The sequence below is a fragment of the Sulfurimonas sp. SWIR-19 genome (assembly GCF_020410885.1).
Lineage (GTDB): Bacteria > Campylobacterota > Campylobacteria > Campylobacterales > Sulfurimonadaceae > Sulfurimonas > Sulfurimonas sediminis.
This window is the reverse complement of record NZ_CP084578.1, coordinates 1,044,003-1,059,446: the sequence shown is the minus strand read 5'-3', so window position 1 is coordinate 1,059,446 and position 15,444 is coordinate 1,044,003. Positions and strand designations below refer to the sequence as shown.

Annotated in this window: 13 protein-coding genes and 1 pseudogene; 1 reads left to right on the top strand and 13 read right to left on the bottom strand. The window is 31.4% G+C overall.

Features of this window, described 5'->3' with window-relative positions:
• Positions 1–4: 4 nt before the first annotated feature.
• From brxC to LCX93_RS05440, 11 genes are all read right to left on the bottom strand, one after another.
• Positions 5–3,610, bottom strand: a complete 3,606-nt coding sequence (gene brxC / locus LCX93_RS05490) for a BREX system P-loop protein BrxC (RefSeq protein ID WP_226069221.1) — start codon at positions 3,608–3,610, stop codon at positions 5–7.
• Positions 3,611–3,621: 11 nt separating this feature from the next.
• Positions 3,622–4,173, bottom strand: coding sequence for a BREX protein BrxB domain-containing protein (locus LCX93_RS05485; protein ID WP_226069220.1), 552 nt, complete (start codon positions 4,171–4,173; stop codon positions 3,622–3,624).
• Positions 4,173–4,961 carry a BrxA family protein gene (locus LCX93_RS05480; RefSeq protein ID WP_226069219.1) on the bottom strand — a complete coding sequence of 263 codons (789 nt, stop codon included), beginning with the start codon at positions 4,959–4,961 and terminating at the stop codon, positions 4,173–4,175. Before LCX93_RS05480 ends, LCX93_RS05485 begins: the two co-directional genes overlap by 1 nt.
• Before the next feature lie 156 nt (positions 4,962–5,117).
• Positions 5,118–5,480, bottom strand: coding sequence for a hypothetical protein (locus LCX93_RS05475; protein ID WP_226069214.1), 363 nt, complete (start codon positions 5,478–5,480; stop codon positions 5,118–5,120).
• A 35-nt stretch (positions 5,481–5,515) separates the two neighbouring features.
• Complete coding sequence (locus LCX93_RS05470) at positions 5,516–5,923, bottom strand: YbgC/FadM family acyl-CoA thioesterase (protein WP_226069212.1); 408 nt, start codon at positions 5,921–5,923, stop codon at positions 5,516–5,518.
• Complete coding sequence (locus tag LCX93_RS05465; protein WP_226069211.1) at positions 5,920–6,366, bottom strand: hypothetical protein; 447 nt, start codon at positions 6,364–6,366, stop codon at positions 5,920–5,922. Before LCX93_RS05465 ends, LCX93_RS05470 begins: the two co-directional genes overlap by 4 nt.
• Positions 6,359–6,598 (bottom strand): hypothetical protein, encoded by a 240-nt coding sequence (locus LCX93_RS05460; protein ID WP_226069209.1) that lies wholly within the window; start codon positions 6,596–6,598, stop codon positions 6,359–6,361. The genes LCX93_RS05465 and LCX93_RS05460 overlap by 8 nt, the downstream gene beginning before the upstream one ends.
• Before the next feature lie 100 nt (positions 6,599–6,698).
• Entirely contained in the window at positions 6,699–7,451 is a 753-nt protein-coding gene (gene istB, locus LCX93_RS05455; RefSeq protein WP_226065210.1) for an IS21-like element helper ATPase IstB, read from the bottom strand.
• 40 nt (positions 7,452–7,491) lie between these two features.
• Complete coding sequence (gene istA, locus LCX93_RS05450) at positions 7,492–9,033, bottom strand: IS21 family transposase (protein WP_226066118.1); 1,542 nt, start codon at positions 9,031–9,033, stop codon at positions 7,492–7,494.
• 169 nt (positions 9,034–9,202) lie between these two features.
• The gene (locus tag LCX93_RS05445) at positions 9,203–10,984 is read right to left on the bottom strand and encodes a tyrosine-type recombinase/integrase (protein WP_226069206.1); all 1,782 of its coding nucleotides are present in this window, start codon (positions 10,982–10,984) and stop codon (positions 9,203–9,205) included.
• A 16-nt stretch (positions 10,985–11,000) separates the two neighbouring features.
• The gene (locus LCX93_RS05440) at positions 11,001–11,234 is read right to left on the bottom strand and encodes a hypothetical protein (RefSeq protein ID WP_226069204.1); all 234 of its coding nucleotides are present in this window, start codon (positions 11,232–11,234) and stop codon (positions 11,001–11,003) included.
• A gap of 503 nt (positions 11,235–11,737) precedes the next feature.
• Between LCX93_RS05440 and LCX93_RS05435 the strand changes: the two genes are divergently transcribed.
• Positions 11,738–12,976 (top strand): IS110 family RNA-guided transposase, encoded by a 1,239-nt coding sequence (locus LCX93_RS05435; RefSeq protein ID WP_226065297.1) that lies wholly within the window; start codon positions 11,738–11,740, stop codon positions 12,974–12,976.
• 297 nt (positions 12,977–13,273) lie between these two features.
• Here the strand turns inward: LCX93_RS05435 and LCX93_RS05430 are convergent, their stop codons facing one another.
• A complete protein-coding gene (locus tag LCX93_RS05430) occupies positions 13,274–15,133 on the bottom strand; it encodes a hypothetical protein (protein ID WP_226069203.1) in 1,860 nt (619 codons plus the stop codon).
• Positions 15,134–15,218: 85 nt separating this feature from the next.
• Positions 15,219–15,290, bottom strand: a pseudogene (locus LCX93_RS05425) (acyl-CoA thioesterase); the annotation flags it as partial.
• Positions 15,291–15,444: the final 154 nt, after the last annotated feature.

The following is a 15,444-nucleotide window of genomic DNA, read 5'->3' as shown; positions in this document are numbered from 1 at the left end:
TTTTTTAATATCCGATTTCTATTTCGTCATTTTCATCTTTAGAAGCTATCTCTTGAAGTTTTGAAGCTAAAAATCTTCTATATGCTTTCACACTCATTACTCTATTTGGAAAACTAAAAGATACCTTTGTCGCCTCTTTTTTAGCTGGCTCACCTGGCTCTGGTGCTTTTGGAACTTCTTTTATAAAGCTTGATTTTATCACTGCTAGTTCAGTTTCTTTTGATGGAAGTAAATCAATATAGTTTAAGATATCTGATAGAGTATATCCACTGTTTTGACATTTAGTGTGATACTCTAGCCGTATATCATTTACAACTCTTTGCTGGGCATAAGTTTTTAAGTTATTAAGTTTTGAACTGTTGATACTGTTTAACTCTGCTGGATAGCTGCTTAATTCAACTATAGCAGTTTCTACTTCTTTTAAAAGATTTGAATATGATGATGACATCATCTCAAAACTTGACTTCATCATATTGTAATATTCATCTTTTGTACTAATTGCTAATTGTTGAAGTGAAGAAAAGTTTTTAACCATATTTTCATTAAATAGTGTATCAAACTCATTTATATATTCTTCAATCTTTAGGTTTTGTCTAGAAGCTTTTTTAAGTTCAGCATTTACATCATGGAAAAATCGTCTAAATCCTTTCACAGTGTCTAGATTATTTTTTATAAACTTTTGAGCTTTTAGTATTTTAGATATAGCATCACTAAATTCTTCTTTTGAAGCTAAGAATTGTTCGATTTTATCTAAGTAGTTTGATTCCATAGTTTTAGAAGTGTAAGGTTGTAGTGTTGATTTAAATGAAGCAATCTCGCTAAATAAAGTGTCAAAATTATCTACTGTATTTTGCATACCTGAAATTTCGCCGATAAACCGATCTGCCAAAATTTTAACAGCATCTGCCAAGTCAAAATCATTTGTATTCCAGTCAATAGATTTTCCAGTATGAGTTTTAAAATCCAAGTCTAGTAATGTCTGAACCAAAAGATTTTTATCAGATGAAGAGAGTGACTTGTTAAGTATTTTAAACGAAGCGGATTTAAACTTTGTTGTATTTTTAAATACATCATGTACTGCTTTTTCATTGTATGAAAAGAAATCTTGACCGTTAAATTTAACTATAAGTCTTCCTGCTCTAAAAAGTGCTGCCAGTGTAGTTACTATAGTTCCAAAAGTATAACCCCAAGGTGCAAGTGAAAATTCCATCTCCAATGATTTTCCATCTATAAATCTTGTTAGTTTTGAGCCTATCTCTTCAACTACTTTAAGACTATCCCCTACAAAGTTTCCATTCTTATCAAAAAATGCAAAATCATCACTAGATAAATATCTACTTAGTTTATCGTTTGCATTCTCGTTCAATAATTTAGATGCTATTGATTCAGAAAGTGAAGAGTTTAATCTTTTTGTATAAATATTCTTGATTAATTTTCTTTGCACTTGATTAACAGAACCTTTAAAGCTGTCTGCATTTAAAAAAGTTTCATCATACATGTAAAGCACTGAACCATTAACATATGCTTCTCTAAGCTTAGATATAAGTGATTTTTCAGCTTCTTCTTTTATGGTTGAAAACTCTCTTATAATCCCTTTTATAGTATTATCACTCTCAGTGGCATACTTTTCTTCCATATGAGAGTATTTTTTAATATCACCTATAAGCTTATCTATCTCATGAAACTTATCTGTTTGGGGTATGAGTGTAATCTTATTTTTATCATACTGTGTTTCAAGCTTTAACTCCTCCACAAAATCTTCTCTTGAACCATCTATGTTGAAAAGACTGTATACACAAAAGCCAAGTTGTTTGTTGGCTGATGAATTAATTTCATCATCTTGATCTGTAATGATATTAAACTTATACGGTTGTGCATCATCATTGATAGTAGAAACCTGGTTAAATAGACCTGTTTTTTTAAGGTAATTTACCATATCTCTTTTTTTAATAAACAGTTCCACATCAAAATCATTCATCTCTTCAAGAAGCTTACTCTCTTCATCAGATGTAATTTTGTAGTTATTGTTTGTAAGTAGCAGTTGCTTTTGTTCTACTAGTGTATCAAGAGCTTTTTCCACTTCTGATTTATACTCATAGTATGTTTGTAAGTCAGAAATATACCCTTTTGTAATGTTTTCAACATTAGCAAATGCAAGTTCTGATTCACTTAAAAAATGGATAGTTTTTAGTAAATTAACACCATCTATTTTTGAGCCTATATTTTCCAGTATTTGTTTAGCATGTTCATATTTTACACCCAAAGATGATGGTGGCTGAGTTTGGGCTTGTGTACATACTTGATGCATTGTTGTGAAGTCAAATAAGGCTTTATCTTTTAGTTGTTTTCTTAGTACATCAAAAGTAGTTATTATCATCCCTCTTGCTGCTATTTGAGTTGCTGCCAAGGCATTTGAACTAAATAAAAACTTTTGTAGCAAATTGAACTGATATTTATGAAATGGGTAGTAAGTTGCAAATTCGTGTGCATCAGCTGTTTTTGTAGGAAAGGATGATTTTAGATTTGTTGCATCTGAAATAAGTCCATCATTTTTTTTATGATATTCCACTAGTTTAGCATAGTACTCATCTTTTTTCTTTAAAAGTCTTGATTTAATAATGACATCAACTTCTGTTGCTTCTAAGTGTAGTTTAGTTTTGAATCTATCAGTTACTTTGATAAGATTGCTTTTGCTTACATTTGAGTTGTTGATAACATCATCAAGTTTCTCTTGCGCGATTGCTATTGTCCAAACTCTTGAACCCAAACTTGAGTTTGAAAATGCCTCACTTATACCTTCAAGGTCAAGAAGTGTGAATTTTTTTTGACTAATTGCTTCACTTGCTTCATCAAATATAAATACTAAAGTTTCATCTTTTACTTTTAAAAGATATTTTTCAAGTTCTTCTTTTAATTTCACAGCATCGAAATTATCTATTGCATCACTGTATATTTGTTTTGTGTCGTTGTAGTCATCTTCGCTATAATCTAGAGCTAGATATATTTGTCTCATAGCACGAGCTACTTCGCGGTTACTAACTTTTAATTCATTCCAAGGTTTAGAAAAAAGCTCAAGGGATTTCTTTTCTAAAAACTCATATTTACCATCTATGAAAAGTTCATATTCCATATATCCATAAAGATCACTTCTGAATCCTAAGTTTTTTAAAAAGTTTGAAAAAAGTGTATAAGCTAAACTATTGTCAGTATTTTGTTTTGCAACATCAAGGAAAACAACTCTTGAATTAATTGCATCAATACTTCTGATATAGTTTTCTAAAAAACTTTCATCTTTGACACCTTTTATTCTGGGCATAAACCTATCTATCGCACTTGTACCATTTATAGTAGGATTGTCTATAATGTAACCTAACATCTTTCCAAAGTAAGACTTACCAGAACCATAAAAACCGGATATCCATACACCTGTTTCTTTTATGTTTGAAGTATATTGATTACAAAAGTTTGATAAATGTCTTGCAAGACCTTCTGTTACAATATAGCTCTCAATCTCTTGTTGTATCTCATCTTCTGATCTATCTTCTAAATCTATTACATTTTTGATATCTTCGTTTAAATCAAGTGTTAGTATTTCTGCTATTATTGACATATGGTTCCTCTTTATTTAACTACTGTACATCTGTACTTATTTGCAATTTTAAAATTTAAAAAATATATTGTGTCATCTTTAATTTTGGATGGATAAAAAACTACTAATGGGATTTGATTGTTCATAATATCTTTATGTTCCATTATATTATTATTCTCTATACCTGTTCCATATAATGATCCAGTTCTTACAATAATAGGTATTTTACCTTCATTAAAAGCTTTTTTGATTTCAGAGATGATCATGTCGTATAAATCTGTTATGGGATCATCTTTAGATCTAAATAGTTCATGTGGAGTATTTATAAAATCTCTATATAAATCTTCAAACTCCTTAATTCCATCTTGATCGATAAAGTTAACTAAGAGTTGAGCTATATCTATAAAATGAGCTTTTGATTGATACAGCTCAATAGCTTTTTTAATATAAAGATGCTCATCTTCTGGTGGGTAAGTAAATAATATACTATTACCGCCATTAGCTATTCTTCTAAGCTCATCAAGATTATTTAACCTGTAATCTAAATCATCAAATTTTTGTTTATATTCTAGTTGATACGACATTAGTTAATCCCTCGATAAGTTTGATTTAATTCAATTTTTAATTGTTCTCCATTATAAGACATCTCAAAGAGTTCTTTTTTTGCCAACTGCTTTACTTTATTTAAAAAACTATCTTGAGACACAAATGAAAAATCAATATACTTTGATTTTAAAACATTTGTATTTTCAGGCTCAAGTGTTTTTATAAAATATATAAATATAAGCAATTCTTCATTTGAGAGTTGTATATGTTTAAAAGTTTTTTTAGATGTCCCATCTACTAAATTCAACTTCTTTAACATTGTTAAATATTTAGATGCAATTGTATTTATAGTTATTTCAGACCATAAATCTTTTAACTCTGGAGTTTGTAAAATAATCTCTTTTATAAAAGCAACTACATCATCTTTAGGTAAAGAAACTCTTCCAGAAAAATAAGATTTAATAAAAACATTTTTTGTAATTTCATAAAAAAGCTGATTTGTGAATGAAAATTGCCAAAATAGTATCATCTGTTTTGACTGTAAAGATAAATTTGTATTAAAAAGTTGGATTAATAATTCTTTATGAGTATCTGAATTGAAATTTAAAAATGCTGAATAGACAGCCGAGAGGAACCTTTTTCTTGACTTCTCAGTTCTAAAGTCAAATTGATTATCTGTTACTATTAGTTGCTCTAATTCATCATTCTTTGTGCTAAATAGCTCAATAGCTTTATAGATAAGTTCATAGTCAGGGATACTACCTATGATATTAATATCAGTGTTATAATTATTCAATATATGACCACTCAAATTTATGCTGTGCATATCGTTCTTTTTTACTCATCTTAAACTCCAAATTTTTAATCTCTTATTTATTGAATTTAGTTGTATTTTACACAAAAAACTTTAAACTTAACACAAAATGGCAGCAAATAGGATGTAGCATATTTCTATCAAAAATTATTCAAATAAGTTTAGAAATCAAATCTCTATTACAACCTCTCTATTTAAATCAAAAATATTTTCCACATTTGGCAAATCATTTTGAGATATATCAACAACACCTTTTCTACGTAAATCTTCAACAACTACTGCCATACCATAAAAATTGTATTTTTCAATCAATTTTTCTGGCTGTACAATTAGTTCAACTTCTTCAAGCGGTATTTTTCTATACTTATGCTCAAAAATAATAACTGCCATCAGGATCATGGAGGGTGCATGTTTATCTATAGTATTATTTTTAAAAGCTTCATATTCGAATACAAATTCTTGCAAAAATACTTCTGATAAGTTTTGTGGCAACATGCCTTTTAAACCAAATGTTTCATAATAATCAATCAATTTTGTGATTTCTTTTTTTACTTCTATTATATTACCTATTGCTTTAGCTCCTTCTCATCAGACAGTAACTTTAAAAAATCATCAGGTATCTTAGAAACTTTATCTTCATGTAAACAAGCAAGTAAAACTTCCATTTCAAATAACTTTTTATCATTATGATTCAAATACATAACTTGCTTCATAACTAAAGAAGCTTTTTTTATTTCGGTTACATATGTTTCCACTTTAACAGAATCTCCAAGTTTAGCAGAGAATAAAAAATTAGCAGTTAATTTTTTAACAACAAAGTGAAATCCATTTTCCATAGGTGTATGATTTTGTTGAAAAAAAATATTTGACCTTGCACGTTCACAAAAATTAAGATACTTAGAATGGTACACAACCCCTCCTGCATCAGTATCTTCATAGTACACAGTCGTCTTAAATAAATGTTTTTTACTCATATTTCCTCTTTTTGTTTACTTAGCTTCAACAGAAGTTCTTCTCTCTCACCAAGTCTTTTTTGCAATAAATAGATAGTTGATTGTTTTTCATCTATAATTTGTTCTAATGAATTTATTCTATCTAAAAGTTCTAAATTTTGAGAAGACATAGATTTATATTTTTCCTCCCAAGATTTTGACTCTTCTTTATATTTTTCTACAACTGGATTTTTATATTTTCCCTTTGATAGGCTTTTAAACTCTTTCGAAAATAAATCGATATCTTCTCTTAGCTGTTTCCATTCTTCATTTTTTTGATCATAAAGATTAGTTCTACTTGTTCCACTATTTTTAGCGACATTCGATATATTAGCAATATTCTTTCCTTTAAGTAAAGACTCTTTTTTTAGCTCCTCAAAAGACTCTTTTGCTCTATGAATTGAATCGGTAAAACCTCTAGGCATTATTTAAGCTCCAAGTTATTTTTTTATATTTTTTAATCTCTTTTTGTGCAACTTTTGCTATAAGAACATTACCTTTCATATCTTCTGGAATTTGATCTAAATAGTTTTCATAAAAACTCATACTTTCATTAAGAGCATCTTGATGTAATGGTGTAAAAAGAGAATCTTGACATACAGAACCAACACATCGGTCTGTTCGTGGTAAAGTAGCTAAAACAGTGTCACTATGCATATGACGGAGCATCCGGACACCCAACGCGTTTCAAATCGGACACCAAGAAAGAGAATATTTTCTGTAACGCCATTTTAGCATAAAGTGTCCGAATGATTTTTTAATATTCATCAGTTTTGATGCTCGATTTGAGTTTTCGCATCGATGGACCACTCAGTTCTATTCTATGGGAGGAGTGAACAATTCTGTCTAAAATTGCATCTGCAATGGTGTTGTTGTTGAGATAGTTATACCACTCACTTACAGGAAGCTGTGAAGTGATAATTGTAGAATTAATCTGTGTTCTGTCCTCTATGATCTCAAAGAGATTCGTTGCATCATCTTCACCCATAGGTATCACACCGAAGTCATCAAGAATCAGCAGTTTAAATCTTGAATACTTTTTAAGCAGATTAGTATAAGTTCCATCCAACCTTGCAATTTTTATCTCCTCAAGTAATGAAGGAGTTCTTACATAGTAGGCTTTGTACCCATCAAATATAGCCTTATTGGCAAACGCTTGAGCGAGATAGCTCTTTCCAGTCCCAGTTTTACCGGTAATGATGATGTTCTGTCTGGCATCGATGAAGTTGAGTGAAGATAATGACCTGATCTGTGCTTTGTTGATCCCTCTTTGTGGTGTATAGTCTATAGCATCGAGTGCTGCTTGCTTGTCTTTGATTTTTGAGAGTCTGTGATTCATGATAATGCGTTTATTGCGTAAAAATATATCCTGCGCATCAAGAAGCTGATAGAGTCTTTCGCTAAACCCCATAGAATCGTAGTTGATATCCTCCATCTGTTGCATATATGCCTCTTTAAAGCCCTTATAGCCAAGTTCTGTCAGTTTGTTGACAACGGTAGTGTGATTCATTCTTTTGTCCTTGTTTTTTTTTGTTGTTTGATTGTTATTTCTATTTGTACTCATCCGCACCGCGGATATTGGAGTGGTTGTTAAAGAGTGCGTACTGTGATGATGGTTGCACATTATTGGCACTGTCACTCAGATAGAGCTTTTTATCGAGTATCGATCTGATCGACTTTGTGGTTGTGGTGTTATGCTTTGTAGCATACATCAGCGCCAACTCCAGCTCTGTGTTACCATAGAGTTTTGCCAACGATAAGATGGCTACTATTTTATTATACGCCTGTGGTGGATACTCCATCGATGCAAATATATCCTCCACAAACACACTGCTGAATTCACCTATCTTTTTTGCCCAAGAGCGCAGTCTTTGTGGATTCATACTCTCGTTTACATACTGATGTTTACTTGGCATATGTTCATGCAGTGTCGAGCACTCACCGACTCTTCGCAGGCGTGGATGTGTAGCGATGAGCCTGTTCTTGTGGTAGATATAGACACTCTGTGTGGAGTATCGTACCTCTACCTCTTCTTTGATATATTTGTAAGGTACGGAGTAGTTGCATTTCTCAAGGCTTATATGGTAATCCTGATGCACTTTTGCAATCTTGAACTGTTTATAGACATAGCTGTTTGCAGACAGTGGATTGAGATAGGGTGCATCGAGCTCATTAAAGAGCTCTGTTCTACTCTTTTGGAGATGTTTTATAATCTTGTTGTTGTATCTATCGAGCAACTCCGCTATAGCTTCGTTGAGCTCATCGACACTGAAAAACTTATGGTGGCGAAAGCGTGCGAGAATGTAGCGTTGAATCGCTTGGACACCCTGTTCTGCTTTTGGTTTGTCTTTTGGCTTTCTTGGGCGTGCGGGATTTACTATGACGCCATAGTGGCGATTGAGGTCTGCATAGCTCTCATTGACGACGATACCGTTTTTATTATTGGAGATGATGGCACTTTTGAGATTATCGGGAACTGCCACTCTTGGCACTCCACCAAAGAACCCATAACACTTGACATGGGAGTAGATGAAGTCCTCCTGTCTTTGACTTGGGGTAGCGTGAACGAAGGTGTATCCACTTGCACCAAGTACGGCTATGAATATCTGTGCATACTCCACTTCACCGGTTCTTTGATTGTGTATTGGCATAGTAACACCGCTGTAGTCTACAAACATCTTCTCACCCGCAAGGTGTGTCTGGCGCATGGAGGGGTTGAGTTTTTTGACGAAGCGGCGGTAGTACACGCGAAACTGGGTGTACTGATACCCATCCGGATTATCCTCTTTATACTCTTCCCACAACAGATAGAGTGTCACTTTGGTTTTTTTACGCAGTTTGAGCTCTTGGTGGATATAGTTGAAGTTTGGCATCGCTTTGCGTGAGACGACGACACTGGCTACATCGGGGAAAAACTGTAGTTTGAGTGCATCATCATCTAAAACATCAATCTGTTCTATTGACAATCCAAGCTCTTTAAACCGTTTGATATAATCTGCAACGGTACTTTTGGCTACTCCTGTAGCGTCATGTATCTTTCTGATTGACAAGCCCATACTATGGTACTTTACAATATCACGAACTGATCTCATGGATATAATCCTCATTTTCAACACCCTTGTAAATAAATTTACAAAGAGTGTATTTGAATTTAGAAAATATCTCTTTCTTAAACGAATCTTTGTTGACGCTTTTTTAGTAAAAGTGTCCGAATCATTTCCGTCATCACTGTCCGATTTAAAATCGTCACAGGTGTCCGAACTAAAACGTTATGGGTGTCCGATTTGGTGCGTTTTTTGCATCACTATGATCTTCGATTAGCATACAAGGACTCTTTGAAGCACTCGAGTTTAAACGCATACAAACACAAAATGGAGTTAAAAATAATCTCATTTGGTCTTGTTCAATCATACTCATAAACAATTCCTCAAGAGCAAGTGTCAATTCTTTTTCAGTTTTTCCTGCAAATTCATCACTGTTTGCAATATATTCGGCCATTTTTTTAACCCGTTTACTTGCAGGACCAACTATTTCATTATTTTTTTGATATTGAACTACTTGTTGAACTAATGGCAAATATTTACGTCTAAATAACTCTTTTTTTGCATATTTGACAATAGGATTTCTTCGTAAATAATGAAGTGTCATAGATAAACTAGAGTGATTATAAAGAATCTTTAATAAAACAGGAGCTTGCTCTGTACGTTCCCAAACAGCAGCTGCGAGAGTATGTCTAAATTGATGAGGGTGTGGTGCTTTACCATAACCGATAATGTCACAGAATTTTTGCATCATTGAAGGAACATGTGATGGAACAGATGCAAGTTTATTGGGATCATCATCATTCTTTACACGTTCGACAGGAACTAAAAGGGGACCTTGTTCTTGACTAGAAAGAATTTTACCCAACTTTTCTAAAAGACGAATTGCTTTTGCACCAACTTCACTAATTGGTATTTTAGTTACCCCAATATCAGTCTTAAGCACTTCATTTTCAACCAAAGGAATATCTGAATTACTAATTGTATCTAAACAACCTCTTTGTAAAGAATAAAGCTCTGATTTTCTCATTCCCGTTGAGAATAAAATTAATATTAAACATGCACCATACAATGAACGTACCACATTACTATAATAAACCCTTGAAATTTTAGAATTTGCTTCAGTAAATCCCATTTTTTGTTTTAATAGATTATGACCAATATGCCATAATTCATAAAAAGGATGATCTAACGATGGTTTTTTTACTTCTTCCATAATAATTTCAATTAATTTAAATTTTACTGCTGTATTTCTTCCACCTGTATTATTATATTTTTTTCCAAAAGCTGTAAACTTACTTATTTTAGGCTTCGTACCAAAGTAATCTATCCATTTTTTATGAATATTTAAAATATTATCACCGTAATCTTCAACCCACCTTATTGATTCTCTTGTAATAAAAAGTGCATCATTTATAGGTATAGGCAACCATCCTAATTCATCTTCGCTTTTACTATTTTGTTGTTCAGGAAAAATTTCAATTATTTTTTTCCCTCTCAACGGATCGGTTGGAAGCTGATATATAGAAGGTAAATATCTATTAATTTGGTACCAAACTTGAACAATCGATAACTTTTGTCTTTGATTCTCTATACTTGTTTTCTTCTCTTTAATAAAAGATATAAATTTATCACATTCTTCAGGGGTAAAAAGAATAAATCTTGAAATATTTCCAGGGTAATGAATTTTTTGTAAAAATTCAAATAGAGTTGTTGACGTATAAGAGTGTCTAATTTTCCCTTTATTTCTGACAGATACTTCAGGCAAACCTACTGTAGTTAGATAAATAAATAATTTCCAAAACAATTCTAATGGTTTGTTTTGAAGTTGTTTTTTATGTATTAAAAAACTAAAAGATGTTTTGTCTGGCCTTGTATCAAAAATCCACCTTTGATCATTAAAATGAGAATATTTCGTGACTTTTTTATCACTGAGATATAAAGCTAAATTTTCAATTGACGAAAAACTATTTTTTAAATTAGTAAAATTAATTATTTCCATTTTGTTTTGTGTCATATTAGCTCACTAGTTTATTGTTATTAGGTAGTGTTTTCATAAAACCTTGAGGAAAAATAGCAGGCAATTTCACTTTACCTGATTTCGCTTCTTCCCATGCCAAATCAAGATCATCGTGTGTCCCACCATTATCTATCCATTTTTTTAACACATCTTTAGCAATCAAATATTTACTTCCATAATTATTTTCCCACTCATCAGCAGTCATTACAGATTGAAATTTTTCATACTGCATAATCCTGTAACAAATTCTAGGTAAGTGCTCTTTAAATACTCTAGAATTTGAACATGCTAAACAATTGTCCCAATCAATACAAATTTCATTATCGTTAACATCTTGAACCCCTGTATAATGTGGATTTTTATTATCTGTACATCTTGATAAGAAAGAAGAACTTAAACTTTTCTTTAATTGATATTCTTTCTGATTATGCTTTGCATATATTTTCCCTCGTATAATAAATTTATCAAGTCATTACATCCAAGGGAGTAGTGGTTTGATAATTGTTTTTTAGTTTTTGATAAAGTCGTTTTTGTGTTTGTCAAATACTAAAACAACTTACAGTTAAAGAGTTGAATGACAGTCGTTTTTCCTTATGAGGTTTTATACCACTATCTAAGAAAGCATACTGCGTTTAACCTAAGTAACTTACCTATAGGATGCCAGGATGGGTTTTATCTCAATCCTCTATCGTTACGAGGCTGTAAGAAAAAGTTAAACAAATGAAAGGATGCACAATGCACTATTATGTAGGTATAGATATAGCAAAGAGTTTTCATGTTGCCTGTGTGGTTAATCAAGATGATAAAGTAATAAAGAAGTCACTCAAGTTTAATAATGACGAGAATGGCTTTAGTGAATTGGTTTTACTTTTGAACTCTATTGATGAAGTTTCAACCTTTACCATTGGTATGGAAGCAACAGGAATCTTCTTTGAAAATCTCTACCTTTATTTGAGTGAAAAAGGATTTAATGTACTATTACTCAATCCTTATCAAACAAATAGATTTAGAGAGATGGACAGTATGAAAAAAGTAAAAAATGACAACATTGATGCTTTAATGATAGCAGCTCTTATCAAATCAGGTAGATACTCTAAAGCTTATGTGAGTGAAGATACTTACCAAAGTATTAAATCACTCTATAGACATAAGAATAATCTCCTTGAGGAGATAAAAAAGCATAAACGACAGATATCTACACTCTTAGCTGTAGTATTTCCTGAGATGGAACAGGTAATAAAAGACCCATTTAATGTAACGGGGCTTGCTCTACTTGAAAAGTATCCAACTGCAAAGCATTATGAGTATGCCAGTGCGCAGAGGATACTTAAAACCTTTCGAGGTATTAAAGGCAATAACTTTAATGAGCAAAAAGCACAAAAGCTTTTAGAGTTAGCCAAACACTCTGTCTATCAGGGTAATGGTGTAGATGAGAGAGCTTATGTCATAAAGTCTCATATTCGACTTATTAAACTTCTACAAGAGGAGCTTAAAGAGCTTGAAAATGAGATGCTAAAGCTTTTTCATCAAGCACCACAACTTGAGAGGGATGAGGAGCAAGAGGTCATGGATATTATTGATAACCTTCGAACCATTCCTGGTGTAAGTGATAAAACCATCTTTGCACTCATTAGTGAGTGTGGGGATTTGAGCAGGTTTAAAAACAACTCTCATCTTATTGGTTATTTGGGCCTCTATCCTACACTGGAGCAATCTGGCAATAAGCTTAGTTATGGTCCTATTGCAAAGAGAGGTGCAAAGTTAGCTAAAAAAGCGTTATATCAAGCTGCCATTGCAGCTATTAGACATAATAATGAACTTAATAAGCTCTTTAGAGACAAGGTCTCTCAAGGCAGAGCCAAAAAAGAGGCTGTAGTCATTGTTGCAAGGAAACTTGCTCATATCATTTTAGCTATTTATAAAAACAATGTTGCCTATAATCCTCAAAGGGTATTTCAGGCATCAGCATCTTGAGTTTCATTCAACTATTTAACAATAAGTTGTTATAGAACTTGATAAACACTATATAGACAATTATATAACAGTCTATACCCTCAAGGGGCACCTAGCACTTTATCATTGTCAACCAAACAGTTTTTTAGTTGTTTGATCATTGAAACACTTGAGTCAAATTCTAGATAATGACTTGTAAAAAGTGCTTCAAAAATCAAACGCTCTTAAGAGCCAAAAGGCTCTTAAAAATGTTCTTTGAAAGTTTATTGTTACGGGACTATTGTCTTTTTTATTTTTTCGCTCCGTTTAAGTTATTCTTTATAGGATTGCTTTAAAATTTTTTGCACTATCAATTATAGATTCTTGAATTGCATAAATTGCATTAAAGTTTCTACTTCTTTGATCTGGAGAATTTCCATAATTTGTAAATCTTGTATCAAAGCTATCATGCCTAATCCATTCCTTAATTTCTTCGAGTGAAGCTCCAGCTAAATCAGCTGCTGTTATAAATGTATTTCTCAACCTTGCAAGTTCAATGCTTTTGATCACATTTCCATCTTTTGAAATAATTTTATTCCGTTGAAGAAATTTTGATAATTCATAACTAAAAATATTTCTATTCACTGGCTTTGCAACAAAACCGTGAGATTGGTTAGATACGATATAAGTCCAAAAAGAATTTTTTGAAGATTTTTCAATTTGATAAATAGAATTATATTTCCATAATTCCTTTAAATATTTTTTTAAAAATAAAAATATATCATAAAGACCATTTTTTTCATTTGGATTCAAAGGAAACCAATACCAGTTTTTTGTTCCTCTATTTTTATAACTCCTAATAACCGGTGTATCGCCAAACGGACTATATTCTCCTATTTCAAAGTATTTATCTCCAATTTTCTCTCTCCACTCCATATTAAAAAGAGCTTCAGTATTAGACCCCGTCTGTAATATCCAGTAAAGCATAAAAGGAACCAATTGTTGAATAAAAGGATATTTAATTGATAGAATTTCATAAAAAAGACTTAAAAGCTCTGAAGGATTTTCATAAGTGTTTTTCCCTATTAAAAAACTTCTAAGACCTGCATTATAATTCCAATGACAATATTTTGACATAGGGGTATCTGCTGAAACTTTTTTACCACATTTGAGAGGATAGTCAATCAATACATCATCAATAAACCATGCCATCATTCTAGGGTTTTGTAGTTCATCAATATTCTCGCCTTTTAAAGCTAATTTGGCAAGATCATTTTCGCTCAGATCACTCAATTTATAACCATATACAGATAAACATAATCTATCATACTTTGCTCTATAATTAGCTATACTAGCAAGTGTTGCTCTCGTAGATGTTTTTTTATGAAATATTTGAGGATAATTTAAATATGCATTAGCTAAATTTTCCAAAGAATCAAATGATTTATTATGATAAGTAGGTCTCCATTCCTTTTCAAGTTTCTCTCGTTTTTTCATTATTGCATCCATCTCTACAATTGAAGCAGATAAAAGTTGTACAGCAATTTCTTGAGATAAATCCATCCTTGGTTTTGAACCTGTCATCTTTTTACGTAGTAATATACTTTGATTAAGAATATTTTCATTTTTTCCAAATTTATTTATTGCATAAACTAAAATATTTCTAGTATATGATCTTTTACCATATTCATTAAATATTTTACTTTGTTTATTTGACAGTTCTATTCTAAGTAAACTCTGAAAATCTAAATTCATATCATTAACAGACTTAATATTTTCATATTTATTTTGAACTAGATAATCCATAAAAGAATTAATTGCATAGATATATCGGGAAGCAGTATTTCTATCTATATTTTTGATTAAACAAAGATCTGCTACAGAATATACCAGTTCATTCAATAAAATCTTTTTATTTGGATATTTATCAAATATATAAGTGGCCTTTCCTTTAGAATCAGTGGTTAATTTTGTAAGCATCATTTTAGCTATTGGACCACGAGAAGGAATCAAATCAGTCCAATACTTTTCATCTGCTTTTCTTGACAAAGCAATCTTTTCTAGTTTTTTAGAGGAATCTCTCACATTTATATATTCCCATATAAGCATTTCATTCGACACAGATATTTCAGAAAAACTTTTATATGGAGTTTTTTCTTCTAAAAGAATTTCAAGTTTCTTCTTTCTACCCTTAGACATAATTCTTCCTAACTGTACAAATATTATTTTATAAGTTAAATTATAACTAATACTTTATAAAGAACATTTTTAAATTTACTAATAAAAAATTTAAGTAGTTAGAATGATATACAACACCACCTGTGTCTGTATCTTCGTAATAGACTCTTATCTGCACCTTATAACTCCCTATTTATCGCTATTTTTATCACTAATATTTTCAAAAATGCCTCTAAAAATTGAAACTAAAGAACATGATGTTTATTACAATTGAAAACACCTTTATAAAATTGCTTTTGAATTTGAAATAGAAGTAAAAAATTTAATCCTTA